The organism is Streptomyces gardneri (genome assembly GCF_006539185.1).
GTDB lineage: Bacteria > Actinomycetota > Actinomycetes > Streptomycetales > Streptomycetaceae > Streptomyces > Streptomyces gardneri.
On sequence record NZ_BJMN01000020.1, the window covers coordinates 121,667 to 146,951 of the forward strand.

Annotated in this window: 26 protein-coding genes; 17 read left to right on the forward strand and 9 right to left on the reverse strand. The window is 73.6% G+C overall.

Annotated elements, in window-relative coordinates; translation table 11 throughout:
• Positions 1 to 117: 117 nt before the first annotated feature.
• Positions 118 to 1,047, reverse strand: a complete 930-nt coding sequence (locus tag SGA01_RS16290) for a DUF3027 domain-containing protein (protein WP_055642052.1) — start codon at positions 1,045 to 1,047, stop codon at positions 118 to 120.
• Between the two features lie 536 nt (positions 1,048 to 1,583).
• Here SGA01_RS16290 and SGA01_RS16300 point away from each other — a divergent pair.
• The 4 genes from SGA01_RS16300 (at position 1,584) to SGA01_RS16315 (ending at position 5,201) form a co-directional block, all read left to right on the forward strand.
• Positions 1,584 to 2,972, forward strand: a complete 1,389-nt coding sequence (locus SGA01_RS16300; protein ID WP_141297221.1) for an MFS transporter — start codon at positions 1,584 to 1,586, stop codon at positions 2,970 to 2,972.
• Between the two features lie 87 nt (positions 2,973 to 3,059).
• Positions 3,060 to 3,539 (forward strand): DUF2771 domain-containing protein, encoded by a 480-nt coding sequence (locus SGA01_RS16305; protein ID WP_141297222.1) that lies wholly within the window; start codon positions 3,060 to 3,062, stop codon positions 3,537 to 3,539.
• Positions 3,540 to 3,546: 7 nt separating this feature from the next.
• The gene (locus SGA01_RS16310; protein WP_141297223.1) at positions 3,547 to 4,341 is read left to right on the forward strand and encodes a futalosine hydrolase; all 795 of its coding nucleotides are present in this window, start codon (positions 3,547 to 3,549) and stop codon (positions 4,339 to 4,341) included.
• Positions 4,338 to 5,201: a 1,4-dihydroxy-6-naphtoate synthase gene (locus SGA01_RS16315; RefSeq protein WP_141297224.1), complete on the forward strand. Its 864-nt coding sequence runs from the start codon at positions 4,338 to 4,340 to the stop codon at positions 5,199 to 5,201. Before SGA01_RS16310 ends, SGA01_RS16315 begins: the two co-directional genes overlap by 4 nt.
• A gap of 19 nt (positions 5,202 to 5,220) precedes the next feature.
• Here the strand turns inward: SGA01_RS16315 and SGA01_RS42595 are convergent, their stop codons facing one another.
• Positions 5,221 to 5,604 carry a cold-shock protein gene (locus tag SGA01_RS42595; protein ID WP_033211384.1) on the reverse strand — a complete coding sequence of 128 codons (384 nt, stop codon included), beginning with the start codon at positions 5,602 to 5,604 and terminating at the stop codon, positions 5,221 to 5,223.
• A 364-nt stretch (positions 5,605 to 5,968) separates the two neighbouring features.
• On the opposite strand from SGA01_RS42595, the gene SGA01_RS16325 reads away from it, so the two are divergent.
• Positions 5,969 to 6,247: a hypothetical protein gene (locus tag SGA01_RS16325; protein WP_055642056.1), complete on the forward strand. Its 279-nt coding sequence runs from the start codon at positions 5,969 to 5,971 to the stop codon at positions 6,245 to 6,247.
• On the opposite strand, the gene SGA01_RS16330 is transcribed toward SGA01_RS16325, so the two are convergent.
• The gene (locus SGA01_RS16330) at positions 6,235 to 6,888 is read right to left on the reverse strand and encodes an HAD family hydrolase (protein WP_141297225.1); all 654 of its coding nucleotides are present in this window, start codon (positions 6,886 to 6,888) and stop codon (positions 6,235 to 6,237) included. The two genes, SGA01_RS16325 and SGA01_RS16330, sit on opposite strands and share 13 nt — an antisense overlap.
• Before the next feature lie 102 nt (positions 6,889 to 6,990).
• Between SGA01_RS16330 and SGA01_RS16335 the strand changes: the two genes are divergently transcribed.
• From SGA01_RS16335 to SGA01_RS16345, 3 genes are read left to right on the forward strand one after another with little or no spacing between them, the layout of a single operon-like run.
• Positions 6,991 to 7,995 (forward strand): FecCD family ABC transporter permease, encoded by a 1,005-nt coding sequence (locus SGA01_RS16335; RefSeq protein WP_141297226.1) that lies wholly within the window; start codon positions 6,991 to 6,993, stop codon positions 7,993 to 7,995.
• On the forward strand, positions 7,992 to 9,047 hold the full coding sequence (locus tag SGA01_RS16340) for a FecCD family ABC transporter permease (protein WP_141297227.1): 1,056 nt from the start codon (positions 7,992 to 7,994) through the stop codon (positions 9,045 to 9,047). Before SGA01_RS16335 ends, SGA01_RS16340 begins: the two co-directional genes overlap by 4 nt.
• Entirely contained in the window at positions 9,044 to 9,847 is an 804-nt protein-coding gene (locus SGA01_RS16345) for an ABC transporter ATP-binding protein (RefSeq protein ID WP_141297228.1), read from the forward strand. Before SGA01_RS16340 ends, SGA01_RS16345 begins: the two co-directional genes overlap by 4 nt.
• A gap of 73 nt (positions 9,848 to 9,920) precedes the next feature.
• Here SGA01_RS16345 and SGA01_RS16350 read toward each other — a convergent pair whose 3' ends face one another.
• Positions 9,921 to 10,979, reverse strand: coding sequence for a hypothetical protein (locus SGA01_RS16350; protein ID WP_141297229.1), 1,059 nt, complete (start codon positions 10,977 to 10,979; stop codon positions 9,921 to 9,923).
• A gap of 72 nt (positions 10,980 to 11,051) precedes the next feature.
• Here SGA01_RS16350 and SGA01_RS16355 point away from each other — a divergent pair, with 72 nt between their 5' ends.
• Together SGA01_RS16355 and SGA01_RS16360 are read left to right on the forward strand one after the other, a co-directional pair.
• A complete protein-coding gene (locus SGA01_RS16355; protein ID WP_141297230.1) occupies positions 11,052 to 13,577 on the forward strand; it encodes a helicase C-terminal domain-containing protein in 2,526 nt (841 codons plus the stop codon).
• Positions 13,578 to 13,782: 205 nt separating this feature from the next.
• Complete coding sequence (locus SGA01_RS16360) at positions 13,783 to 15,423, forward strand: DNA repair helicase XPB (RefSeq protein WP_055642063.1); 1,641 nt, start codon at positions 13,783 to 13,785, stop codon at positions 15,421 to 15,423.
• Positions 15,424 to 15,442: 19 nt separating this feature from the next.
• Here SGA01_RS16360 and SGA01_RS16365 read toward each other — a convergent pair whose 3' ends face one another.
• Positions 15,443 to 15,736: a hypothetical protein gene (locus SGA01_RS16365; RefSeq protein WP_141297231.1), complete on the reverse strand. Its 294-nt coding sequence runs from the start codon at positions 15,734 to 15,736 to the stop codon at positions 15,443 to 15,445.
• Between the two features lie 49 nt (positions 15,737 to 15,785).
• Positions 15,786 to 15,974 carry a hypothetical protein gene (locus tag SGA01_RS16370; RefSeq protein WP_017239332.1) on the reverse strand — a complete coding sequence of 63 codons (189 nt, stop codon included), beginning with the start codon at positions 15,972 to 15,974 and terminating at the stop codon, positions 15,786 to 15,788.
• A gap of 250 nt (positions 15,975 to 16,224) precedes the next feature.
• Here SGA01_RS16370 and SGA01_RS16375 point away from each other — a divergent pair, with 250 nt between their 5' ends.
• From SGA01_RS16375 to SGA01_RS16395, 5 genes are all read left to right on the forward strand, one after another.
• Complete coding sequence (locus SGA01_RS16375; protein ID WP_141297232.1) at positions 16,225 to 18,264, forward strand: HelD family protein; 2,040 nt, start codon at positions 16,225 to 16,227, stop codon at positions 18,262 to 18,264.
• The gene (locus tag SGA01_RS16380; RefSeq protein WP_141297233.1) at positions 18,261 to 18,665 is read left to right on the forward strand and encodes a VOC family protein; all 405 of its coding nucleotides are present in this window, start codon (positions 18,261 to 18,263) and stop codon (positions 18,663 to 18,665) included. The genes SGA01_RS16375 and SGA01_RS16380 overlap by 4 nt, the downstream gene beginning before the upstream one ends.
• Positions 18,666 to 18,851: 186 nt before the next feature.
• Entirely contained in the window at positions 18,852 to 19,337 is a 486-nt protein-coding gene (locus SGA01_RS16385) for a hypothetical protein (protein WP_141297234.1), read from the forward strand.
• A 2-nt stretch (positions 19,338 to 19,339) separates the two neighbouring features.
• A complete protein-coding gene (locus tag SGA01_RS16390; protein ID WP_141297235.1) occupies positions 19,340 to 20,053 on the forward strand; it encodes a hypothetical protein in 714 nt (237 codons plus the stop codon).
• A gap of 16 nt (positions 20,054 to 20,069) precedes the next feature.
• Positions 20,070 to 21,011: a transporter substrate-binding domain-containing protein gene (locus SGA01_RS16395; RefSeq protein WP_141297236.1), complete on the forward strand. Its 942-nt coding sequence runs from the start codon at positions 20,070 to 20,072 to the stop codon at positions 21,009 to 21,011.
• A gap of 21 nt (positions 21,012 to 21,032) precedes the next feature.
• On the opposite strand, the gene SGA01_RS16400 is transcribed toward SGA01_RS16395, so the two are convergent.
• Together SGA01_RS16400 and SGA01_RS16405 are read right to left on the reverse strand one after the other, a co-directional pair.
• Entirely contained in the window at positions 21,033 to 21,911 is an 879-nt protein-coding gene (locus SGA01_RS16400) for an aminoglycoside phosphotransferase family protein (RefSeq protein ID WP_141297237.1), read from the reverse strand.
• Positions 21,912 to 22,007: 96 nt separating this feature from the next.
• On the reverse strand, positions 22,008 to 22,403 hold the full coding sequence (locus SGA01_RS16405) for a DUF6223 family protein (protein WP_141297238.1): 396 nt from the start codon (positions 22,401 to 22,403) through the stop codon (positions 22,008 to 22,010).
• Between the two features lie 216 nt (positions 22,404 to 22,619).
• Here SGA01_RS16405 and SGA01_RS16410 point away from each other — a divergent pair, with 216 nt between their 5' ends.
• On the forward strand, positions 22,620 to 23,780 hold the full coding sequence (locus SGA01_RS16410) for a sensor histidine kinase (protein WP_141297239.1): 1,161 nt from the start codon (positions 22,620 to 22,622) through the stop codon (positions 23,778 to 23,780).
• The gene (locus SGA01_RS16415) at positions 23,777 to 24,448 is read left to right on the forward strand and encodes a response regulator (RefSeq protein ID WP_141297240.1); all 672 of its coding nucleotides are present in this window, start codon (positions 23,777 to 23,779) and stop codon (positions 24,446 to 24,448) included. Before SGA01_RS16410 ends, SGA01_RS16415 begins: the two co-directional genes overlap by 4 nt.
• A gap of 111 nt (positions 24,449 to 24,559) precedes the next feature.
• Here the strand turns inward: SGA01_RS16415 and SGA01_RS16420 are convergent, their stop codons facing one another.
• Entirely contained in the window at positions 24,560 to 25,258 is a 699-nt protein-coding gene (locus tag SGA01_RS16420; protein ID WP_141297241.1) for a copper homeostasis protein CutC, read from the reverse strand.
• Positions 25,259 to 25,285 lie beyond the last annotated feature (27 nt).

A 25,285-nucleotide genomic window follows, 5' to 3' on the forward strand; every position in this document is an offset into this window, starting at 1 on the left:
GGACCCGAAGGTCCGGGGCCCGAAAGGTACCGCGCTCCGCCCCGCCCCGGCCGCCGGGGCGCGACCCCGCCCCGGGGCGCGCGGAAGCACATCCCGGGGAGGGAGACACGTCAGGGGTTACGAGTGACCCAGGTCCTCGGAGGAGTCGTCGGGCTCCGTCGTCGAGCCGGAGTCCTTGGCCGGGCGGAGCGGGAAGGCGTCCGCGGCCATCGAGTCGAGGACCGGGGGCGCCGGGCGCGGGGGCTTCGGCATGACCGCGGCCTCCGAGTGGCCGCCGCAGCCGTAGGCGAGGGAGACGACGCGGCCGTCCGCCGGGGAGAACTCGTTGGCGCACACGCCGAACGCCTGCTTCAGCGAGCCGGCGAGCGGCACCAGGAACGCACAGGACTCGCAGGACGCGGGCGCCGCCTGCGCCATCGGCGTCTTGGCGCCGAAGCTCTCGTCCCAGCGGTCCGCGGCGACGTGGAGTCCGTACCGGGAGAGGACCCGGGCCCGGCGCATGCCGAGCTCCTCGGCGACCGAGGCGATGGCGCCCCGGGAGGGCGTACGGGAGACGATCTCGGCGTCCTCGACGTCGAGGTGGTCCGCCAGCTCCTCCGAGACCGCCGAGTTCGGCGGCGGCGCGTCCTCGCCCGAGTAGCCGGGCTCCAGGCGCAGGTCGTCCTGCTCCGTCGGCAGCAGGTCGCCCGGGCCCATGTCGCCGGGGCGCAGGCGCTCGCTCCACGGCACCCACTCGGGGGCGAGGAGGGCGTCGGCGCCGGGCAGCAGGACGGTTTCGTCAAGCGTGACGTTCTTGGCGCGGGAGGCGCGGGTGACCGTCACCGCCCAGCGCCAGCCGCGGTAGCCGGGCTCCTGGCACTCGAAGAAGTGCGTGACGACCCGGTCGCCCTCCGCGACGACCTCGACGTGTGGGCCGACGACGCCGGGCGCGGCCGCCTCTTCGGCGGCCTCCCGCGCGAGGTCTACCGCCTCGACGCACAGGCGGTCGGGGGTACGCGTGGCTCGCGGGGTACGCGGGGCACCGCTTCGCGTCGTCGCAGCACTCACAGGTCTCGCTTCTCTCCTACGCCGTCTCACGGGTGCGCCGGCCGAGGGGCGAAAGCGAAGCCACGGGCGGCGGGCGGAGCGGACCTGAGGGCCGCATCGACGTCCGCACCCGACTTGTCTCGCGTGTCTCGGGCACACCTATCGCCATCCATTCTGCGGGATGCCGAAGAGGCGCGCGGCCGAGAACTTCCGCCGGTGACGCGCTACGCACGCTACCCCGTTCGCGGGCCTCCGCCCACCTGCCCGTCTCAAGTGGCCCGGATCGCGGACGGCCGGGACCGCCCCCGCGCCGCTCCCTCGGCGCTCTGTGGCCGCCCTGCAGCCGCCCTGTCACCGCCCCATCGCCGTCCCGGAGCCGCCTTCGTCACGAGGTTCGTTCGGCCTCGGCACCAGCTTCGTACGGCCTTCGAACTGGCGTCCGCACAGCCTCCGTACCGGCTTCGTACGGCGTTCGTACCGTGTTCGTACGGCCTTCGTACCGCCGCCGTTCGCCGCGCCACGGTTCGTCCGGCGCGCCGGTGGGGCACTATGACGGAGTGGCAGCCGCACGGCCCCCCGCACGATCCGAAGATCATGCCGGACCGCTCCGCCGAGCGGGCCGGTCGGTCGGACGCGCCCTGCACCTGCCCTTCACCGGGACCGCGAGGGGCATCCGCAGAGCCACCCACGCGCACGGCGCGGGCGAGTCGGGACTCGGCAAACTGATCGAGCTCCACGCCGTGAACGGCGCCGGGGACGTCATGATCACCGTCGCCCTCGCGTCGACGGTCTTCTTCTCGGTGCCCACGGACGAGGCCCGCGGCCGCGTCGCCCTCTACCTCGCCGTCACGATGGCACCCTTCACGCTCCTCGCACCCGTGATCGGCCCGCTCCTGGACCGCATCCCGCACGGCAGGCGCGCGGCCATGGCGGGCGCGATGCTGACCCGCGCGGTCCTCGCGATCATGATGTCGGGCGCGGTCGCCACCGGCGACCTGGAGCTGTACCCGGCGGCACTGGGCGTCCTGGTCGCCTCCAAGGCGTACGGGGTGGTGCGCAGCGCGGTCGTCCCGCGCCTGCTCCCACCCAAGTTCTCGCTCGTGAAGGCGAACTCCCGGGTCACCCTCGCCGGACTGCTCGCCACCGGGATCGCCGCGCCCATCGGGGCGGGGCTCCAGATGATCGGGCCGCGCTATCCGCTGTACGGGGCGTGCGCGCTGTTCCTGCTCGGGACGTTCTGGGCGCTGCGGCTGCCGCACAAGGTGGACTCGGCGAAGGGTGAACGGCGGGCGCACCTGCTGACGCACGGCGAGCGGAAACCGAGCCTGCGGACGGTCGGCCCGTCCGTCCTGCACGGCCTGGAGGCGAACGCGGCCCAGCGCATGCTGTCGGGTTTCCTGATCTTCTTCCTGGCGTTCCTGCTGCGCGAGCATCCGCTGCCGGGGCAGAGCGCCGCCGTCTCCCTGGCGATCGTGGGCGTCGCGGCGGGCGTCGGGAACGCCTGCGGCACGGCCGCCGGCTCGCTCCTGCGCGACCGGGGCCACGGGCCCGAGGTGATCATCGCCACGATGATCACCGTGGTGTGCGGTACGGCGATCTGCGCGGCCATCTTCTTCGGCGGCCTGATGGTCGCCGTCCTCGGCGCGGTCGCGGGCCTCACGCAGGCCCTGTCGAAACTGTCCCTGGACGCGCTGATCCAGCGGGACGTGCCCGAGGAGGTGCGGACCTCCGCGTTCGCCCGATCGGAGACGGCGCTGCAGATGGCGTGGGTGGTGGGCGGCGGGATCGGCATCGCGCTGCCGCTGAACGGCACGCTCGGCATGGCCGTGGCCGCCGGGATCCTCGCGGTGGGCGCGCTCCTCGCCGTCCGCGGCCTGCTCGCCGCCGCCCGCCGGAACCCGGGCCCTCCGGGCCCGCAGGGGCGGCACAAGGCGCGAGTGGCGTAGGGCCGCGGAACTCTCCCGAGGTCACGGACCGGCGGCGCGCCGTACCCCCGCGTGGCGCGGGCGCGGCGGCCCGATAGCCTTCGGCTCATGACCGTTGCGTTCTTCTCCGGCTCGCGCCGCCGGGCCGCCGTCGCCCTCGGGGCCGTCTCCGCCGGGCTCCTCGTTCTCTCCGCCTGCGACAAGCCGACTCCGATCGCGACCGTCACGGTCGGGTCCGACTCGATCCACTCCGAGGCCGCCTGCTACAACGACGGCGACGCCATCAAGGAGTCGCAGATCCAGCAGTGCCTCAACAAGAAGGCCGAGAAGTCCATCACCGTGGCGATGGACGACAAGATCCGCTTCGGGGTCGACCCCGAGATCGCGGACAACGGCTGGACGATCTTCCTCGGCGGCCAGCAGGCCGAGCCCGAGCCGTACAAGAAGACGTACCGGACGATTCCGGCCAGCGCCTTCTTCTCCAGCCAGACCGGCGAGGCCACCGACAACACCCAGGTGACCATCGTCGAGAACACCGGCAAGAAGCTGACCGGCATCTGGCACTTCCAGCTGAAGAAGGAATCCTGATCCGCCGGTGGTCCACCGGATCCTGATCGTGACGGCCGTGGCGGCGGAGGCCGACTCCGTCGCCGCCGGCCTCGGTCACGACACGCCGGACACCGCCTGGGAGCCCGTACCGCTCCCGGGTGACCTCACCTTGCGCCGCCACGCCGACGGAGTCGATCTCCTCGTCGGCGGGGTCGGGCCCGCGGCCGTGGCCGCGGCGACCGGGACGGCGCTCGCCTGCGCCTCGCTCACCGGGGCGGGCTCCGGCGCCCCCTACGACCTCGTCGTCTCCGCCGGGATCGCCGGCGGATTCGTGCCCCACGCCCCGATCGGCACCGTCGTCGTCTCCGCGGCGATCGTCGCCGCCGACCTCGGCGCGGAGACCCCCGACGGGTACCTCGCCGTCGAGGAGCTGGGCTTCGGGCGGTCCGCCCACCCCGTACCGCACTCCCTCACCGGCCCCCTGGCCGCCGCGCTGGACGCCGGCGGCCGGCCGCACACCGTCGCGCCCGTCCTCACCGTCTCCACCGTCACCGGCACCGCCGGTCGCGCCGCCGAGCTGGCCGGGCGCCACCCGACGGCCGCCGCCGAGGCCATGGAGGGCTTCGGCGTCGCCGAGGCCGCCGCCGCCTATGGCGTGCCCGTCGTCGAGATCCGGGCCGTGTCGAACGCCGTCGGCCCGCGCGACCGCGCGGCCTGGCGCATCGGCGAGGCCCTGGACTCGCTGCGACGGGCGTTCTCCCTGCTGAGCCCGGCCCTCGTCGGGAGCCCCACCGCCCACACCGTCCTCGCGAACCCCACCACCTCCGTGGAGGCGAAGTGAAACTGAAGATCGCCTACTCGCCCTGCCCGAACGACACCTTCGTCTTCGACGCCTGGGCCCACGGCCGCGTCCCCGGCGCCCCCCGCCTCGACGTGACCTTCGCCGACATCGACGTCACCAACGGCTGGGCGGAGGGCGGCACGGACGACCACGACGTCCTGAAGGTCTCCTACGCCGTACTGCCGTGGATCCTCGACGAGTACGCGCTGCTGCCCTGCGGCGGCGCCCTCGGCCGGGGCTGCGGGCCGCTCGTGCTCACCCGCGGCGCCGGCAGCGGGGCCGTCACCGGGGCGGACCTCGCGGGGAAGACGGTCGCGGTGCCGAGCGAGCGCTCGACCGCCTACCTCCTCTTCCGGCTGTGGGCGGCCGAGACCGTGCCGGGAGGCGTCGGGAACGTCGTCGTCATGCCGTTCCACGAGATCATGCCCGCCGTCCGCGACGGCAAGGTCGACGCGGGGCTCGTCATCCACGAGGCCCGCTTCACGTACCAGAACTACGGCCTGCACTGCCTCGCCGACATGGGCGAGCACTGGGAGGCCACGACCGGGCTGCCGATCCCGCTCGGCGCGATCGTCGCCCGCCGCTCGCTGGGCGAGGACACCCTGCGGCTGCTCGCCGAGTCGGCCCGCACATCCGTGCGGATGGCCTGGGACGACCCGCCGGCCTCCCGGCCCTACGTCCTGGAGCACGCCCAGGAGATGGACCCGAAGGTGGCCGACCAGCACATCGGCCTCTACGTCAACGAATTCACGGCCGACCTGGGCGAGCACGGCTACGCGGCGGTCCGCGGGCTGCTCACCCGCGCCGCGGCCGAGGGACTCGTACCGCCCCTCGGCCCGGACGCGCTGTCGTTCCCGTAAGCGCTGCTACACAGCGCCGCTACACGTCGAGCTGGTCCGCCACCGCGCGGAGCAGCCCGGCGATCTTCTTGCCCTGGGTCTTCTCGGGGTAGCGCCCGCGCTCGAGCGCCGGAGTGATGTTCTCCAGGAGCGTCGTCAGGTCCTGCACGATGGACGCCAGTTCGTCGGGCTTACGGCGCTGCGCCGCGGCGACGGACGGCGTCGGATCGAGGATCGCCACGGAGAGCGCCTGGTCTCCACGCTGACCTGCGACGACTCCGAACTCGACCCGCTGGCCCGGCTTCAGTGCGTCGACTCCGGCGGGGAGCACCGACGAGTGGACGAAGACGTCGCCGCCGTCGTCGCGGGAGAGGAAGCCGAAGCCCTTCTCGCTGTTGAACCATTTGACCTTGCCGGTAGGCAAAGCACGCACCCCATTCCACCAGTAAGCCGAAACACTGTCGTCGCAGGTCAGGCCATCCAGCGCTTGCTCGTGCCTGCCGTCGTTCGAAGCCTCCCCAGCTGTGTACCCCCCGTCAAGCAGCTCCACCCATCCCGGCCAGCAGTCCTGGCCGGTATCGATCGCGGCTCGCCCGGGGCGAGAAGGCACGCACATCACAGCACACGTACGGGACGCCCCGAGAGGTGATTACCCCGGGACGTACGACAAACCCCCTCCCGTAGCGAATACGGGAGGGGGGTTTGTCAGGTCGTGTGATCTCCTGCCCGGAGGCCGCCGCCAGGACGGCGGCGGGCCGCACCTCGGGCCCGGGAACTACCCTGGCCGGATGCGTACTGAATCCCCTGCCGTACCGGTGAACGACAGCGCGCCGGGTGACGGCCTCGTCAAGGCCGGTGTCGTCCTCTTCGCCGTCGGCGCGGTGGCGACGCTGGTCACGGTGGCTCCGCTGTTCCTGGGGACCGACCCGTTCCCCACCGTCGCGTACACCGTCTCCATGCTCATGGGGGTCGGATTCGCCGTCGCCGCCGCCGGGGTGCTCCGGTCGATCGCGGCCCAGCGGCGGCAGGCCCGGGAAGGCGCGGCCGCGGCCTCTCAGGCGCGGTAGGCCTCCAGCCACGGGCGGAAGCCCGTCAGATCCGTGAGGACCACGTCCGCTCCGGCCGCGCGCAGCTCCTCGGGGGCGCAGGGGCCGGTCGCGACGGCCACCGCGAGGGCGCCCGCCGTGGCGGCGCCGCGGACGTCGCCGACGTGGTCGCCGACGTACACCTGGGCGTCGTGGGCGCGCAGGGCCTCGGCCTTGCCCTCGGCCCAGAGGCCGCCCACGACGGCGTCCGGCTCGATGCCGAGGTGCGCGAGGTGCAGCTCGGCGTGCGGACCGTTCTTGGCGGTGACGACGATCGTGCGGCCGCCGGCGTCGCGTACGGCCTGGATCGCGTCCCGGGCGCCCGGCATCGGGGGCGAGGGCTCGATCGCGTACGCCGGGTAGAGCGCGCGGTAGCGGACCACCATCTCCGCGATCCGCTCCTCGGGGAACCAGTACGCCATCTCGTGTTCGAGGGGCGGGCCGAGGCGGGTGACGACGAGGTCGGCGTCGATCTCGGCGCCGGTCTCGGCGGCGAAGGCCTCCCAGGCGGCCTTGATGCCCGGGCGGCTGTCGATCAGCGTCAGGTCGAGGTCGAAGCCGACCGTGAGCGGGGACGCGGGCTCGGGCGTCGGGGGCTGCTGCTGCGGCTGCGGAGTCGTCATGGGGCCATTCTCCGGGAGCTCCGGGCCCGGACGTTCGAAAAATCCGTGCTGCTTACACTGAGGCGAGCCTTACCGAACCCCGCACTCCGCCGATGGGTCCCCATGCCAGCCGCTTTCCCCTCCAGACGGGTCCTCGCGACCTCGGCGGCTGTCGTCGCCCTGCTCCTGGCCGTCCTCCTGAGCCTCGCCGTGGGCGCCCGTCCCATCGCTCCCTCCACCGTCCTCGACGCCCTGCTGCACGGCGGGACGAGCGACGACGCCGAGGTCGTACGGCAGCTCCGGGTCCCCCGCACGCTCATCGGGCTGATGGTCGGCACCGCGCTCGCCCTCGCCGGCACCGCGCTCCAGGGCATCACCCGCAACCCGATCGCCGACCCCGGCATCCTCGGCATCAGCCAGGGCTCGTCGGTGGCCGTGGTCCTCGCCATCGCCTTCCTCGGCGTGCACGACCTGAGCGGGTACGTGTGGTTCGCCTTCGCCGGCGCCGCGCTCGCCTCGGTCGCCGTCTACGCCGTCGCCTCCGGCGGGCGCGGCGGGGCCACGCCCGTGAAGCTGGCGCTCGGCGGAGCCGCGATCAACGCGCTGCTGCTCTCCGTCACCACCGGCGTCCTCACCACCCGGGCCTCGGCCCTCGACGAGTTCCGGTTCTGGCAGATCGGCACCCTCGACGGGCGCAACGCCGAGATCGTCGGGCAGATCTGGCCCTTCCTGCTGCTCGGCACGGTCCTCGTGCTCTCCGTGGCCCGCGGCCTCGACGCGCTCGCGCTCGGCGAGGACGTGGCCAAGGGTCTGGGGCAGCGGGTCGCGACCGTGCGGATCGTCGGCGGTCTCGGCGCGACCGTCCTGACCGGCGCCGCCGTGGCCGCCGCCGGGCCCGTCGCCTTCGTCGGCCTCGCCGTCCCGCACATCGCGCGGGCCGTCGTCGGCTCCGACCACCGGTGGGTCCTGCCGATGGCCGCGCTGATCGGGCCCGTGATGCTGCTCGTCGCGGACGTCGCCGGGCGGATCGTCTTCCCGCCGGGCGAGGTGCCCGCCGGCGTGATGACCGCGCTGATCGGCGTGCCGTTCCTCGTCACCCTCGTACGCCGGAAGGCGGTGCCCGCGTGAGCAGCACCGCGGTCCGGCCCGCCGGATACGGGCTCGTGCGCACCGGACGGGGCTCGTTCCTCGTCCACCGGCGCTCGGCCCTCGTCGCCGGCGGGCTCCTCCTGCTCCTGGCCGCCGCCTCCGTCGCGTACCTCTGCGTCGGCGAGCGGTTCGTCGGCCCCTCGGAGGTCGTACGGATCCTCCTCGGGGAGTCCTCGCCGTCGGCGTTCGTCGTGGAGGAGCTGCGCGAGCCGCGGCTCGTCGTCGCCCTCGCCGTCGGCGCCGCCTTCGGGATCGGCGGCGCCCTCATCCAGACCGTCGCCCGCAACCCCCTCGCCAGCCCCGACATCATCGGCATCAGCCAGGGCGCGGGCGCGGTCACCGTCGCCGCGATGACCTTCGGCATCGGCTCGTACACCGTGCTGCCGTACCTCTCGATCGCGGGCGGGGTCCTCGCAGCCGCCCTCGTGTACGTCTTCGCCTGGCGCGGCGGGCTGCACGCGACCCGCTTCGTGCTCATCGGCATCGGCTTCGCGATCGCGCTGCGGTCCCTCACCACCCTCTTCATGACGAAGGGCGACTACCTCGTCGCCCAGCAGGCCCAGATCTGGATGACCGGCTCCCTCAACGGGCGGGGCTGGGACGAGTCCGCGACGATCCGGTGGACGCTGCTCCTGATGCTGCCCGCCGTGCTCTGGGCCGCCCGCGCCCAGCGGACGGTCTCCCTCGACGACGACACGGCGACCGCCCTCGGCGTCCGGCTCGGCCGGGTCCGCCTCGGGCTCGTCGCCGTCGGGGTCGTCCTCGCGTCGGTGGCGACCGGCGTCGCCGGGCCGGTCGACTTCGTCGCCCTGCTCGCCCCGCAGATCGCCCGCCGCATGACGCGGACCGCGCAGATCCCGCTGCTCTGCTCCGCGCTCGCCGGCGCGGTGATCGTGGTCGTCGCGGACCTGCTCGCCCGGCGGCTCCTCTCCCCCGTCGAACTGCCCGTGGGCGTCCTCACGGCGGCGGTCGGCGCCCCCTATCTGATCTGGCTCATCGTCCGGAGCCGTACCGCAGGAGGTAACGCGTGAGCAGCAGGCTGACCGCGCGCGGGCTGACGCTCGCCTACGAGGACCGGACCGTCGTCCACGAGCTCGACCTCGCGATCCCCGACGGCAAGGTCACGGTCATCGTCGGCCCCAACGCCTGCGGCAAGTCGACCACCCTCCGGGCGCTCGGCCGGCTCCTCAGGCCGGCCGGCGGCGCCGTCCTCCTCGACGGCGAGGAGCTGGCCAAGCTCCCCACGAAGCGGATCGCCCGCTCCATCGGGCTCCTCCCGCAGACGCCCGTCGCACCCGAGGCCATCACCGTCGGCGACCTCGTCTCCCGGGGCCGCCAGCCGCACCAGGCCTGGTGGAAGCAGTGGTCGGAGGAGGACGAGCGGGCCGTCACGGACGCCATGGAACGCACGGACGTGGCCGCGCTCGCCGACCGGTCCGTCGACGCCCTCTCGGGCGGCCAGCGGCAGCGCGTGTGGATCGCGATGGCGCTCGCGCAGGAGACCGACCTGCTCCTCCTCGACGAGCCCACCACCTACCTGGACATCTCCCACCAGGTGGAGGTCCTCGACCTGGTGCGCCGCCTCAACCGGCTGCGCGGCCGGACCGTCGTCCTCGTCCTGCACGACCTCAACCAGGCCGCCCGGTACGCCGACCACCTCGTCGCCATGAAGGCCGGCCGGGTGGTCGCGGAGGGCCCGCCGGCGGAGGTCGTGACGGCGGAGCTCGTACGGGACGTCTTCGGGCTGGAGTCGGTCGTCGTCCCGGACCCGGTCACGGGCTCTCCGCTGGTGGTGCCGGGGGCGCCGTGGCATGCGGAGGTCGTGCTGTAGCGGGAGGCCCGGTGGGCTGAGTGGGCCGAGCGGTGGCGGGGCGGGCCGAGCGGGCTGATCGGGCCGAGCGGGCTCAGTGCTTGCGGGAGCGCCAGACCAGGAACAGGGCCGAGGCGACGGCCGCGCCCCGCAGCACCCAGGGCCAGGTCTCGGAGACCGCCGCGCCCATCGCCTCGCCGCCCGGGGCCACGGCCTCGCCCCAGCGGCCCTCGATGCGGCCCCACAGCCAGACGATTCCGGTCGCGGCGGCGAGACCGGGGATCACGAGGACGGCGCCCTTGACCTCGCCGGGGGTCAGGCGGCGGGAGGCGTAGGCGAGGAGCCAGCCGACGGCGAGGGCGATCAGCGAGCCGAAGACGGCGCCGCCGATCAGGAGCAGCGCGGCGAGCAGGACGAAGGGGTTCGCGAGACGGGGGCGGGCGGGGGCCTCCGCCGTCTCCTCGGCCTCCTCCGTCTCCAGGTCGGGATCGTGGGCCGGTGCGGTCCTGCGGCGCAGGACGACCCGGGCGGCGCGGCGCCACCGGCCGGGGGCGGCCTCCTCGTCCTCGAACTCCTCGTCCTCGGCCTCGGGAGCCGGGGGCTCGAAGAGGTCGGGCCGCTCGATGCCGCCGACGAAACCCGGGAGCCCTTCGGTCACGTCGATGTCGGTGGCGCGGCCGGCGTCGGTACGCCACCAGTCCGGGTCCATGTCGCCGTCGCGGGGCGGCGGGACGGCGGGGGTGGAGGAGGGGGCCGGCTTGACGGCCGGATTCGCGGAGGGACTCGCGGCCGGTTTCGCGGGAGTCCTCCCGGACTTCCTGGAGGCCTTCGGGGGCTTGGGAGGCTTGGGGGCCTTGGCGGTCTTGGACCGCGGTGCCGGGACCGACGTCCCGTCGGCCCCACCCGCCCCAGCCGCCCCGCTCGGCCTGTCCTCGGCCCGTTCCACGATCTCGTCCGGCGTACCCAGCGCGCCGAGGATCCCCCGTACCGCCGCCGGGCTCTCCTCGCCGTACGTCGCGCGGCGCCGGTCGATCTCGTTCCGCAGCGTCGACACCAGCTGCATCCGGTCGCTCGCCGGCAGCTGCCGCTGCTGTGCCAGATCGCCGACCCGGCTCAGATAGTCGTAGACCAACTGGTCGCTCTCGATCCCCACGGTGCCCCTCCACGGCCGGTTCGCCCGGTACGACCCGACGGTAGCGCGCGGGCAGGGGCTAACGTGGTGCGGATGGGGATCGGTGAGCTCGACCGGGAGGCGCACGTGGCCGAAGCATCTGGTGCCGCGGCGCCGCGCACGCTCGCGGAAGCGCTGCGCGCGCGGGCCGACGACGGCCTGGCCGCGCTGCTGCGCGCCCGGCCGGACCTCCTCGGACCCGTGCCGAACGACCTGACGCAGCTGGCGACCCGCGCCGGTACGCGCGGTTCCGTGATCCGGGCGATCGAGCGGCTCGACCGGTTCGCCCTCCAGACGGCCGAAGCGCTCGCGGTGGGCCCGGACCCCACCCCCTACCCCGTGCTCCTCGGGCTGCTCGCCGGCGACGAGGGCGACCCCGAGATCGAGGCGGCGCTGCCCGGCGCGGTCGCCGTGCTGCGCGAGCAGGCGCTCGTGTGGGGCGAGGACGACCGGCTGCGGCTCGTCCGGACCGCGCGGGAGCTGCTGGCGCCCTCGGCGCAGCACCCGTCGCCGACCGGGCTCGGGCCGACGGTCGCCGAGGCCACGTCCGGGATGTCGCCGGGCCGGGTGCAGGAGATCATCGCGGCGGCCGGTCTGACGCCGACGCACGACCCGGTGTCGGCGGTGGCCGTGCTGACGGAGCTCTTCACCGACCGGACGCGGATGGGCGAGCTGCTCGACACCGCGCCGCCGGAGGCGCTCGCCGTCCTGGACCGGCTGGTGTGGGGTCCGCCCTACGGGGAGGTGACGGCGAACCCGGCGCCGCCCGTGCGCTGGCTGCGCGACCGGGGCCTGCTGCTGCCGGTGTCGGCGCGGACGATGGTGCTGCCGCGCGAGGTGGCGCTGCACCTGCGGGGCGGCCGGGCGCACCGGGCGCCGGAGCCGGTGGCGCCGGAGCCGGTCGTGCTGCGCGACTACCGCCCACAGGTTGTGGACAGCGCCGCCGCCGGGCAGGCGTACGTGGCGCTCGCGACCGTCGAGGAGCTGCTGAAGGCCTGGGACCGGGGCGGCCCGCCGGTCCTGCGCGCGGGCGGCCTCGCCGTGCGGGACCTCAAGCGGATCGCCGCGGCCCTGGACGTCTCCGAGCAGATCGCCTGCTTCTGGCTGGAGCTCGGCTACGCGGCGGGGCTGCTCGCCTCGGACGGCGAGGCCGACGAGCGGTACGCGCCGACGCCCGCCTACGACGACTGGCTGGACCTGCCGCCCGCCGAGCGGTGGGCGCGGCTCGTCACGCCCTGGCTGGGCGCGACCCGCACGTCCGGTCTGGTCGGCGGGCAGGACGCGAAGGGCCGGACCCTCTCGGCGCTCGGCCCGGACCTGGACCGCTCGGCCGCCCCCGAGGTGCGGCACCGGGTCCTCTTCCTGCTCGCGACGCTCCCGCCGGGCGCCGCCGCCGACCCCGAGTCGCTGCTCGCCCGGCTGCGCTGGGAGCGCCCGCTGCGGGGCGCCGAGGGCTCGGCGACCGCGGGGGCCGCGACCGTGCGGTCCCGGATCGCGAGCTGGACCCTGGAGGAGGCCGAGCTGCTCGGGCTGACCGGGCGCGGCGCCCTGTCAGGACCGGCCCGCGCGCTCCTCAACCTGCCGCTCGCCGAGGCCGCGACCGCCGCGGAGCCGGGCGGCGGGGTCGAGCTGTCGGTGGCCGCGACACGGGCGGCCACGCTGCTCGCACCGCTGCTCCCCGAGGCCGTCGACCACGTGCTCCTCCAGGCCGACCTGACGGCCGTGGCACCGGGCCCGCTGCGCCGGCCGCTCGCCGACGCGCTGGGCGTCCTCGCGGACGTGGAATCGAAGGGTGGTGCGACGGTCTACCGGTTCACGCCGGGCTCCGTGCGGCGCGCGCTCGACTCGGGCCGGACCGCGAGCGACCTCCACGACTTCCTCACGCAGCACTCGCGGACGCCCGTCCCGCAGCCGCTCGCCTACCTGATCGACGACGTCGCGAGACGCCACGGCCATCTCAAGGTCGGGGCGGCCTCGGCGTACGTGCGCTGCGACGACGACACGGTCCTCGGCGAGATCCTGGCCGACCGCAGGTCGCAGCCCCTGGGGCTGCGCCGCCTCGCGCCGACCGTGCTCGCGGCGCAGACGGACCCGGTGTCGCTGCTCGACGGGCTGCGGTCGATGGGGTACGCCCCGGCGGCCGAGTCGGCCGAGGGCGACGTCCTGATCGCCCGCGCCGACGCGTACCGCACCCCGGACCGTACGGCCCCCGTCCCCGTCCCCGACGGCCCGCCGTCCCCCGACGGCACCCTCCTCACCGCGGCGGTCAAGGCCATCCGGGCCGGCGACCGGGCGGCGACGGCGGTCCGCAAGGAGCCCGCGACCCCGTCGACCGCCGGCACCCTCCCCCGTACGTCGGCGGCCGAGACCCTGGCCACGGTCCAGGCGGCCGCGATGACCGGCTCGGCGGTCTGGATCGGCTACGTCAACGCGGAGGGCGCGGCGAGCCAGCGGGTCATCGCCCCGGTCCGTGTGGAGGGCGGCTTCGTGACGGGTTACGACCACACGGCCGACGAGGTCCGCACGTACCCCCTGCACCGGATCACGGGCGTCGCGGAACTGGCGGACGACCAGGTCTGACCACCGGGTCCGACCACCGGGTCCGACGCCCGGTCCGACGCCCGGGTCCGACACCCTGGTCCGGCGCCCCGGTCCGGCGCCCCGGTCCGGCGCCCCGGTCCGGCGCCCGCCTCGCGACGCCGGCATCGCGCCGACCACCCCTCATCAGGCAGACTGGAGGATTGGCCGCCGTCGTCGGGAGCGGCCCGGGAAGGACTGATCGCGCGTGAATGGGCCTCTCATCGTCCAGAGCGACAAGACGCTGCTCCTGGAGGTCGACCATGAGCTCGCCGAGGCGTGCCGACGGGCCATCGCGCCCTTCGCGGAGCTGGAGCGGGCGCCCGAGCACATCCACACCTACCGGCTGACGCCGCTCGGCCTGTGGAACGCGCGTGCCGCCGGGCACGACGCCGAGCAGGTCGTCGACGCGCTCGTCGAGTACTCCCGCTACCCCGTGCCGCACGCGCTGCTCGTCGACATCGCCGAGACCATGGACCGGTACGGGCGGCTCACGCTCTCCAAGCACCCCACCCACGGGCTCGTCCTGACCAGCACCGACCGGCCCGTCCTGGAGGAGATCCTCCGGTCGAAGAAGGTGCAGCCGCTGGTCGGGGCGCGGATCGACGAGGACACCGTCGCCGTGCACCCCTCCGAGCGCGGGCAGATCAAGCAGACGCTGCTGAAGCTCGGCTGGCCGGCCGAGGACCTCGCCGGGTACGTCGACGGGGAGGCCCACCCGATCGAGCTCGCCGAGGACGGCTGGACCCTGCGCCCGTACCAGCGGCAGGCCGTCGACGGCTTCTGGCACGGCGGTTCCGGGGTCGTCGTGCTGCCCTGCGGCGCCGGGAAGACGCTGGTCGGGGCCGGGGCGATGGCCGAGGCCAAGGCGACCACGCTGATCCTGGTGACCAACACCGTCTCCGCCCGCCAGTGGAAGAGCGAGCTGGTCAAGCGGACCTCGCTCACCGAGGACGAGATCGGCGAGTACAGCGGGACGAAGAAGGAGATCCGGCCCGTCACCATCGCCACCTACCAGGTCCTCACGACCAAGCGGAAGGGCATCTACCCGCACCTGGAGCTCTTCGACTCCCGGGACTGGGGCCTCGTCGTCTACGACGAGGTGCACCTGCTGCCCGCGCCCGTCTTCAAGTTCACCGCCGACCTCCAGGCGCGGCGGCGGCTGGGGCTGACCGCGACCCTCGTCCGGGAGGACGGGCGCGAGTCCGACGTCTTCTCGCTGATCGGGCCCAAGCGCTTCGACGCGCCGTGGAAGGAGATCGAGGCGCAGGGGTACATCGCGCCCGCCGACTGCGTCGAGGTCCGGGTCAATCTCACCGACTCCGAGCGGCTCGCCTACGCGACGGCCGAGCCGGAGGAGAAGTACCGCTTCTGCGCGACGACCGCGACGAAGCGGAAGGTGACGGAGGCCCTGGTGAAGAAGTTCGAGGGGCAGCAGATCCTCGTCATCGGGCAGTACATCGACCAGCTCGACGAGCTCGGCGAGCACCTGGACGCACCGGTCATCAAGGGCGAGACGTCGAACGCGCAGCGGGAGAAGCTCTTCGACGCGTTCCGTACGGGCGAGATCAGCGTGCTCGTCGTCTCGAAGGTCGCGAACTTCTCGATCGACCTGCCGGAGGCGACGGTCGCGATCCAGGTCTCGGGCACCTTCGGCTCGCGCCAGGAGGAGGCGCAGCGCCTCGGCCGGGTCCTGCGGCCGAAGTCCGACGGGCACCAGGCGCACTTCTACTCCGTCGTCGCGCGCGACACGATCGACCAGGACTTCGCGGCGCACCGGCAGCGGTTCCTGGCGGAGCAGGGGTACGCGTACCGGATCGTCGACGCGGACGAGCTGCTGGCCCCCTAGAGCCTGTACGAGGGCGGGCTCAGTCCATCACTGCGAGGAACGGGCCCGCGATCGCCAGGCAGTACTGGGCGATGACAAGTCCCCGGCGGGGCACGATCAGGGCCGCCACGCCCGCCACGGCTCCGGCGGCCAGCGCCCAGAAGCCGGCCACGATGAACATACCGCCGGCGCCGTCGCCCTCGATGGCGTCGCGGAGGGTGATCATGAAAGTGGCCACCAGGCAGGCCACGAGGAGCAGCAGGCCGAAGCTCGCCCAGACGCGCAGGGTGAAGGGCGTCTGGCCGGGGGTGTCCGTGGTGGTGGTCGTCTCCATGTCCTGATCACATCAGGTCCGACAGGGCTGCGGCCAGGCGTTCGCGTACTCAGTCGGGGCCGGGTGCGTACTCAGGTCGCGGGTTCCTGACGCCCGCCTCGGGCGGGCCGTAGTCGCCGAGGAGGACGACGCCGGCCGCCGCGCCGCCGAAGGCGCGTATCGCGCGGAACGCGGTGGCGAGGGGGCGGGTACGGGGTCGCGGGACGGTGGTCACGAGGGTGAAGGTCGTCGCGGTCATGCTTCCATCATGGAATCCGGACATTCCGAACACATCGGCCTGGGGGTGGAACCGGGGTCCCTCTCACGACGGACCCCGACCCCTACGGGTAGGCGGCCGGACGGAGAGGGTGAGAAGCGATTCGCCTCGCGCGGCAGGCCGGAGTTACACTCGCCAGCTTCCCCGCCTCCCCTGTGGAGAGCCGCCGCCCGGCCGGTAACCGGCGGCCACCTCGTCGTGTCCGTGTATCCACCTGCTCGGAGGCTTCATCGTGCCCGTTTCCGATCCACTCGATCCGCTCGATCCGCTCGCGCGTGAGCGCGCCCATCTGACCGAGTCCCGCTCCGCCCTCCGCGCGATGCGCGAGGACGTCGAGGCGCTCGACATCAAGGACGTCACGGCGAACTGGGTCAACTCCCTCGTCCTCGGGCGCCAGATCGAGGACCGGATCAAGGCGCTCGCGGACCTCGCCGACACCCCGCTGTTCTTCGGCCGGCTCGACTACCTGCACACCACGCAGGAGGGGCAGCGCTTCTACATCGGACGGCGGCACGTCCACGACGCCGACGGCGACCCGATGGTCATCGACTGGCGTGCCCCGGTGTCGCAGCCGTACTACCAGGCGTCGAAGAAGGACCCGCAGGACGTGGGGCTGCGGCGGCGCTTCGGGTACACGGGCGGCGAGCTCACCGCGTACGAGGACGAGCACCTCTCCGACCCGGCGGAGCTGGAGACGACGAGCCGGCTGCTCCAGGCGGAGATCGAGCGGCCCCGCGTCGGCCCCATGCGGGACATCGTGGCGACGATCCAGCCGGAGCAGGACGGAATCGTCCGCTCCGACCTGTCCGGGACGGTGTGCGTGCAGGGAGGCCCCGGGACCGGAAAGACGGCCGTCGGTCTGCACCGTGTCGCCTATCTGCTGTACGCGCACCGGGAGCGGCTGGCCCGCACCGGCACCCTGGTCATCGGGCCGAACCGTTCCTTCCTCCACTACATCGAGCAGGTGCTCCCGGCCCTGGGCGAGTTGGAGGTCCAGCAGGCGACCGTCGACGACCTCGTGGCGCACGTCGAGGTGCGGGGGACGGACGATGCGGCGACGGCGGTCGTCAAGGGCGACGCCCGGATGGCCGAGGTGCTGCGGCGCGCGGTCCGCTCGCACGTCGCGCTGCCGAAGGAGCCCCTGATGGTGGTGCGCGGCTCGCGCCGCTGGCGGGTGCCCGCCTACGAACTGGAGGAGATGGTCCGCGAGTTGCTGGACCGGGACATCCGGTACGGGGCGGCCCGCGAGGCGCTGCCGCAGCGGATCGCGCACGCGGTCCTGGTGCGGATGGAGGAGGCCGGCGAGGCGCCCGACGACCGCGTGCAGAACGCGGTCGCGCGGAACCCCGCGGTGAAGGCCGTCGTGAAGGAGTGCTGGCCCCTGGTGGAGCCCGCGAAGCTGGTGCTGCGGCTGCTCGGCGACGCCGACTTCCTGGCGGAGCACGCGGAGGGGCTGCTCACCGAGGACGAGCAGAAGCTGCTGCTGTGGGCGAAGCCGGCGCGGAGTGCGAAGTCGGCGAAGTGGTCGGCGGCGGACGCGGTGCTGATCGACGAGACGAGGGACCTGGTCGAGCGGACGCACTCGCTCGGGCACGTGGTCCTCGACGAGGCGCAGGACCTGTCCCCGATGCAGTACCGGGCGGTGGGGCGCCGGTGCACGACGGGTTCGGCGACGATCCTGGGCGACCTGGCGCAGGGGACGACGCCGTGGGCCACGGAGAGCTGGGCGCAGGCGCTCGGGCACCTGGGCAAGCCGGAGGCGGTCGTGGAGGAGCTGACCGCCGGCTTCCGCGTGCCGCGCGAGGTGATCGCGTACGCCTCGCGGCTGCTTCCGCACATGTCGCCGGGGCTCGCGGCGGTGGAGTCGGTCCGGGAGAACCCCGGCTCGCTGGCCGTCCGCCCCGCCGACGACCTCGACGCCGACGTGGTCGCGGCCTGCGTCGAGTCCCTCACCCATGAGGGCTCCGTCGGCCTGATCGCCGCCGACGCGCGGATCGCACCGCTGGCGGAGGCCCTGACGGCGGCCGGGATGGCGTACCTCTCCCCCGGCGAGGAGACGACCGCCGAGTCCCGGCTGACCCTCGTCCCCGCCTCGCTCGCGAAGGGCCTGGAGTACGACTACGTGGTCCTCGACGAGCCGGCCGCGGTCGTCGACGGCGAACCGGACGAGCGGACGGGCCTGCGACGCCTGTACGTGGCCCTGACCCGTGCCGTGTCCGGCCTGACGATCCTTCACTCGGCGCCGATTCCGGAACAGTTGGGCGCCCTGTGACCGGCCCTGCGGCCGGCTCCCTGCACCACGTCGAGATCTGGGTGGGCGACCTGGCGGGCGCCGAGGCGAGCTTCGGCTGGCTGCTCGGCGCCCTCGGGTACACGCCCTTCCAGCGCTGGGAGGGCGGCCGCAGCTGGGCTCTCGGCTCCTGCTACCTCGTGGTCGAGCAGTCCCCGGCCCGTACGGGAGACACCCACGACCGGCTCCGGCCCGGCCTCAACCACCTGGCCTTCCACGCGGGCGACCGGGCGGCCGTCGACGCGCTCGCCACGGAGGCCCCGGCCCACGGCTGGCGCCTGCTGTTCGCCGACCGGCACCCGTACGCGGGCGGCGAGGGCCACTACGCGGCCTACCTGGAGAACGGGGACGGCTTCGAGGTGGAGCTCGTCGCGTCCGCCTGAACCGGTGGAACCCGCGTCCGTTTGACCAAGGGATCCCGCCCCACCTGCGGGTTTCCACGATCCACCAACTTCCTTCACAACGCCCGGAATTGGACACTGCACGACCCCTGGGTGAGGGCTTACCATCGCCTTGCGCTCACCGAGATTCCCGTGCACGGCGTGCACCACGGAACACCTGGGGGACCTGTGTCGGAACTGCTCACTGTCACCGCGGAAGTCGCTCCCTACCTCTCCACGTTCTTCGGCGCCCTGGGCGGGGCGGTGGCGACCACCGCCGTCCAGCGGGTCGCCGACGGGACGGTGGACGCGGGCGAGGGGTTCCTCCGCCGGCTCGTCCCGTGGGGGGACCGCACCGATCCGGAGCTCCTCGACGAGGAGGAGGAACACCGGGCCGACGACGGGCTGTCGCGGCTTGACGAGAACGAACGGCGCCAGCTGGCCGGGGCGTTGACCCAGTGGCTGGAGGAGGCCGAGGAGGACGGGGTCGCACCCGATCCGGAGCGGCTGGTGGAGCTCGTACGGGAGATCGACGAGGAGGACCAACCGGTCACCCAGGTCACCAAGAACTACGCCACCTACGGTCCGAACTCGGCGATCATCGACTCCGTCGGCGACAACGCCACCTTCACCTTCGGCGGTGGCGGCGACGACCGGCCGAGACGACGGTCCTGACCGTGGCCGGAACGAACGGCAGGGGCGAGGGCGAGTCCCAGAACAACACGACGCTCGGATCCAACTCCCCCGTCATCGGCCGCGTCGGCAACAACGCCGCCTTCCACTTCCTCCAGCGGCACCGCCTCCTGGAGACCCTGCCCCTCCTCGTCGCCGTCGGCGTCGCCACGTACTCCGTCCTGACCTGGCCCGGCGGCCCGCAGAGCCAGTACTTCTCCTTCTACGCGTTCCTCGTCACCGGCTTCGTCTGCTCCGTCGCGTACGCCGTCCGCGGCCAGGGCCGGATCCAGCTCGCCCTGGCCCTGGGCTGCACCCTCGTCGCCTTCGGCGCGCACGCCTCCGTCGCCCGCAACGGCGAGGTCGCGGTCGAGATCGACGTACGCGGGACGCAGCCCCTGCACGGCTCCGCCACCGGAGCCCTGACGCTCGTGATGCCGGCCCCGGCGGCGGACGACGTCCGCGACCGGCTCCGGGTCGCGCTCACCATCTCCGACTCCGACCCACTGGCACCGACCTGCGTCCACCGGACGACCGCGACGCTCTCCGCCACCACCGCCGGGGTCACGCCAGGCTCGCGCCGCATCGCGGCCGACTCCGAGGTCGACCTCGACCTCGGCGGGCACCGCGGCGAGGTCGTCCTCTCGTTCGTCCTGCACACCGAACCGAACTGCGTCATGCGCCTCGCGAAGGTGCGGGGCACCCTCCACAACCGCTGAACCCGGAGGTACGTCCGTGAGCCACAAGGTGCGAAGCCCCCGCGGGCCCCTGTCCGGGCGCCTGCTCGGGGCGCTCGCCGCGCTGGCGTTCCTCGTCACCGGCTGCACCTCCCCCGACCCGAAGCCGGACGCGTCGATCCTCGTCGAGGGCCAGAAGATCCGCCTCGGCATGAAGAACGACCAGCCCGGCACCGGATTCATGCGGCACGCCGAGGAGTTCGAGGGCTTCGACCTCGCGGTCTCCCGGGACCTGATCGGCCGGGTCGGCCTCGACCCCGAGGCGATCGAGCCCCAGCCCCTCCAGTCCAAGAACAGGGCCAAGGCCCTCCAGAAAGACCGCGTGGACCTGGTCGCGGCCACCTACTCCATCACCGCGCAGCGGATGCGGCCGATGAACGACGACAACGGCGACGGCCTCGACTTCGTCGGCCCGTACGTGTCCACACCTCAGGGCGTCCTCATCCGCGCCGCGGACAAGGGCCGCTACCGCAACCTCACCGACTTCCACGGCAAGCAGATCTGCGTGTGGCCCGGCACGACGTCGATGAACGAGCTGAAAAAGCCCGCGTACGACAAGATCGGCAAGACCGAGGCGACGGACGCCGGGGAGTGCGTCAAGAAGCTCAAGGAGAACATGGTGGACGCCGTCTCCACCGACCAGCTGATCCTCTACGGCTTCATGGCGGCGGAACCCACGCTCGCCGTCGTCCCGACCATCGAGTTCGGCGAGATCAACCAGTACGGCATCGCCATGTTCCGCACCCCCGCCCACCGCAAGGACTGCCTGAAGCTCCGGGACGCCCTGAAGAAGTACGTCACCGGCAACGACTGGGACCACGACCTCGAGAACAACCTCCCCAGCGTCCCCGTCGCCGCCCGCAACGAGGCCCGGCCGACGCTGGACGACATCGAGGCGATGTCGTGCCGGGAGAAGCCGGGGAACGCGCCGGTGGGCTGAGCACCGACGCGGGGGCCGAGGTCAGTACTCCGCGAGCGCCTCGGACCAGGTGCGGTGGGCCACGGCCGCCAGGACCGGGTTCGTGACGCGGTAGTAGTGCTCGGTCACCAGGCCCCAGCACAGGGCCCAGCCCCGGCCGCGCGCCCAGGTGGCGTCGTCGACCCGGGCCGCCTTGCGGAAGAGGGGACGGGTCTCCGCGGTGAGGAGCGACCAGCCGGGCATCATGTCGCAGGCCGGATCGCCCACGCCGAGGCCGCCGAAGTCGATGACGGCGCTGAGGCGGCCGTCGCGGGTGAGGACGTTGCCGGGGAGCAGGTCGCCGTGGACCCAGACGGGGCCGCTGTCCCACTGGGGCAGCGCGAGGACCGACTCCCATTCCCTGGTGGCCAGTTCGGCGTCGACCGTGCCGTCGGCGCCGAGGTCGCGGATCGCCCCCGCCATCGCGCCCTTCTCCCACTCCGTGACCGAGCCGCCCCGGAAGGAGGCCGGGCCGCCGCTCGCGTCGAGCGCACGCAGGGCGGCGCCGAAGCGGCCCAACTGCACGGCGGCGTCGGCGAGATCGGTGATGGGGTCGGTGAAGGCGTCGGCGCCGTCGAGCCATCCGTACACGGACCAGGGCCGGTCGAAGCCCTCCCCGGGCACGCCTCGCCCGAGGGGCACGGGGACGGGCAGCGGCAGGTGCGGCGCGAGGCGCGGGAGCCAGCGCTGCTCCTTCTCGGCCTGCCCGGTCGACCACTCGGCCTTCGGCAGCCGTACGGCGAACTCGTCCCCGAGTCGGAACATCGCGTTGTCGGTACCGGCGGAGTCCACCTCCCGCACCGGGAGTCCCGCCCACTCGGGGAACTGCGCGGCGATCAGACGGGACACGAGGGCGGTGTCGAGGGTCACGGGGGAGGCCATGACGGCGACGCTAACGGCTACCCGCCCCTACGACCACGGGTTTTCGGCTCCGCGACCACGCACGTCCGACTCCACGAGGTGGAGGGCCTCCGGACGTCAGGCGGTACGGCGGCGGGTGGAGCGGGTCAGTGCCAGGGCGCCGAGGGCGGAGGCGATCAGCCCCACGATCAGGGCCACGAAGGCGCCGCCCAGCCCGTTGCCCGTGCCGAGGGAACCGTCGGAGGTGGCGACGACCGTCCCGCCGAGTCCCATGGCGATCAGCCCCGCGGCGAGGGCCGCGACGGCCCCCGTCCGCACGGACCCGGTGCCGATTCCGGTGCCGGTGCGCCCGAGGGCGCGGGCGAGGGCCCGACCGCCGACGGCGACGCCGGCGAGTCCCAGCAGTGTGGCCACGATGGCTCCGACGCGCCCGGAACTCAGGGTGAGGACATCGGCGGCGGTGGCGGTGTCGGCCGGCGGGACGGAAGCGGCGAGCAGATGACGAACGGACATGGAGGGCTCCTTCACGGCGGCGGTTGCTACCCGCCGATCGTGTCCGCCGCACCCCCCGCCGGTCGTCCCCCGTACGCGGACAACGCGCCCTGCCGCAGCCGTCGTAGCCGACTACCGCGGACGCGGCAGGAACCGCGGAACTACCGCGGACGCGGTAGTCCGCCGGCCCTCCTCACGCAGGATTCGCCCGCGTCGGCGTCCGGCTAGGGTCCACGCATGGACAGGCAACGGATCGGTGTCATGGACGGGGCGATCGCCGTGGGCGTGACGGCGCTCCTGCTGTTCGCCGGTCTCGCGCAGCAAGGGCCCACGCGGCTCGACCCGCTGGGCTACGCGTTGCTCGCCGCGGGCGGTCTGGCCCTGGCCTGGGGCCGTCGGGCGCCCGTCACCGTGCTGGCCGTGACCGGGGTGTGCGCCCTGGGCCATCAGACGATCGGTTTCGACGTGCCCGCCGTCGCCTACCTGTTCGCGGTGTACGCCACCGTGCGGGCGGGGCATCACGTCGTCGCGGTGGCGGGCTCCGTGTTCATGCTGGGCGCGGTGACGCTGGCGCTCCTGGTCTCCCCGCACGACCTGGCCGTGGGCGAGGCGTTCGCACGGACCCGGGACGTGCTCCAGCTGGCCTGGCTGATCGCCGCCGGTGCGGCGGGTGAGGCGCTGCGGCAGGCGGAGCGCCGGGCGGACGAGGCCGAGCGCACCCGGGAGGAGGCCGCGCGGCGCCGCGCCGACGAGGAACGGCTGCACATCGCGCGGGAGTTGCACGACTCGCTCACCCACCAGATCTCCGTCATCAAGGTGCAGGCGGAGGTCGCCGTCCACCTGGCCGGCAAACGGGGCGAAGAGGTGCCGGAGGCCGTCCTGGTGATCCGCGAGGCCGTCCGTGAGGCGGCACGGGAGCTGCGGGCGACCCTGGAGGCGCTGCGCGACGACGACAGGAACCCGCCGCGCGGGCTCGCCGACATACCGGAACTGGTGCGGCGGGCCCGGTCGACCGGCCTGGACGCACGCCTGACGGTCGACGGGCACGGGATCGACGTCCCCGCCGCCGTGGACCGGACGGCGTACCGGATCGTCCAGGAGTCGCTGACCAACGTCGCCCGGCACGCCGCCGCCACCCGCGTGTCGGTCCGGATCGACCACCGTCCCGACGTCCTGGCCATCCGGGTCGACGACGACGGCAGGGCGACCCACGACAGCGCGTCGGTGCCCGGGGTCGGACTGCTCGGGATGCGCGAACGGGTCACCGCCCTGGGTGGCCGGCTGCGGGCGGAGCCACGCGTCGAGGGCGGGTTCACCGTCCAGGCAGAACTTCCCGTGGAACGGACGTCGTTGGAGCACACACCGTTGGAGAACACGCCGTTGGAGTACACGCCGTGATCCGTGTCCTGCTGGTCGACGACCAGCCGCTCATCCGCAGAGGATTCCGCGCGATCCTCGACATCGAGGACGACATCGAGGTGGTGGCCGAGGCCGGCGACGGGCAGGAAGGCCTGGCTCTGGCCAGGGAGCACCTGCCCGACGTCGCGCTCGTCGACATCCGGATGCCGGTCGTGGACGGCATCGAGACGACCCGGCGCATCGCCGCGGACCCGGGTCTCACCGGGGTGCGCGTCGTCGTCCTGACCAACTACGGCCTCGACGAGTACGTCTTCGACGCGCTGCGCGCCGGCGCGGCCGGATTCCTCGTCAAGGACATCGTCCCCGAGGACTTCCTGCACGCCGTACGGGTCGCCGCGCGCGGCGACGCCCTGCTCGCGCCGTCGATCACACGGAAGCTGATCGACCGGTACGTCACCCAGCCACCGCCCGCGAAGGTCCGCGACCGGCTGGCGGAGCTGACCCAGCGCGAACGCGAGGCCGTCGTCCTGGTGGCGAGCGGCCTGGCCAACGACGAGATCGCCGATCGCATGGTGATCAGCCCTCTGACCGCGAAGACTCACGTCAATCGCGCGATGACCAAGCTCGCTGTCCGCGACCGCGCTCAGCTCGTCGTCCTGGCCTACGAATCGGGCCTGGTGACACCGGGAAGTCCTGGTTCGCTCTAGGCCCTGTCCGACCCTGATCCGCCGGACAGGGCCTAGGACCCGGTCCAGGACGCTCGGCCTGGCGGGTGTCTTCGCGACGAGCCGGGCGCGGCCCACGCCACGCCACGGGCGTCAGGCGTCGACGGCCTCGCGCCAGGCCCGTACCGCGTCCGCCGAGACGGGGGCGGTCCAGCCCTGGGGGCGGGCCGCGCCGCCGATGTGGAAGGCGTCGAGGCCGGCCGCGCGCAGCTCGGGGAGGTGGTCGAGGCGCAGGCCGCCGCCGACGAGGATCCGGGGCTCGTAGCCCGGCTCGCCCGCGCGGGCGGCCTCGGCCTTGAGGGTGGCGAGGCCGTCGTCGACGCCGGTGGCGGAGCCCGCCGTGAGGTAGGTGTCGAGGCCGGGGAGGTCGGCGAGGCGCTTGCGAAGGCCGTCGCGGTCGGCGGCGCGGTCGATCGCCCGGTGGAAGGTCCAGCGGCAGCCGTCGAGGACGGCGATGAGCCGTTCGACGGCGACGAGGTCCGGTTCGCCGTCCGAGGTGAGGAAGCCGAGGACGAACTCGTCCGCGCCGGCCTCGCGGAGCTCCGCGGCCCGGGCCACGAGGGCGTCGATGCCCTCGGGGCCGCCGGCCGAGAATCCGTCGGTGAGCCTGAGCATCACACGCAGCGGGATGTCGACGGCGGCGCGGATGGCGGCGAAGCCGGCCCGGGACGGGGTGAGCCCGTCCGCCGCCATGTCGGTGACGAGTTCGAGCCGGTCGGCTCCACCGGTCTGGGCAGCGACCGCGTCCTCCTCGTCGAGGGCGATCACCTCAAGGACTGCACGGTTGCTCATCGCGGCCCATTCCTCCATGAATGACGG

Coding starts and splice junctions, on each gene's coding strand:
- SGA01_RS16410 (WP_141297239.1), top strand. CDS start 22,620: ATGGACAGGCAACGGATCGGTGTCATGGACGGGGCGATCGCCGTGGGC.
- SGA01_RS16305 (WP_141297222.1), top strand. CDS start 3,060: ATGACCGTTGCGTTCTTCTCCGGCTCGCGCCGCCGGGCCGCCGTCGCC.
- SGA01_RS16355 (WP_141297230.1), top strand. CDS start 11,052: ATGGGGATCGGTGAGCTCGACCGGGAGGCGCACGTGGCCGAAGCATCT.
- SGA01_RS16325 (WP_055642056.1), top strand. CDS start 5,969: ATGCGTACTGAATCCCCTGCCGTACCGGTGAACGACAGCGCGCCGGGT.
- SGA01_RS16405 (WP_141297238.1), bottom strand. CDS start 22,403: ATGTCCGTTCGTCATCTGCTCGCCGCTTCCGTCCCGCCGGCCGACACC.
- SGA01_RS16335 (WP_141297226.1), top strand. CDS start 6,991: ATGCCAGCCGCTTTCCCCTCCAGACGGGTCCTCGCGACCTCGGCGGCT.
- SGA01_RS16330 (WP_141297225.1), bottom strand. CDS start 6,888: ATGACGACTCCGCAGCCGCAGCAGCAGCCCCCGACGCCCGAGCCCGCG.
- SGA01_RS16420 (WP_141297241.1), bottom strand. CDS start 25,258: ATGAGCAACCGTGCAGTCCTTGAGGTGATCGCCCTCGACGAGGAGGAC.
- SGA01_RS16400 (WP_141297237.1), bottom strand. CDS start 21,911: ATGGCCTCCCCCGTGACCCTCGACACCGCCCTCGTGTCCCGTCTGATC.
- SGA01_RS16365 (WP_141297231.1), bottom strand. CDS start 15,736: ATGGAGACGACCACCACCACGGACACCCCCGGCCAGACGCCCTTCACC.
- SGA01_RS16370 (WP_017239332.1), bottom strand. CDS start 15,974: ATGACCGCGACGACCTTCACCCTCGTGACCACCGTCCCGCGACCCCGT.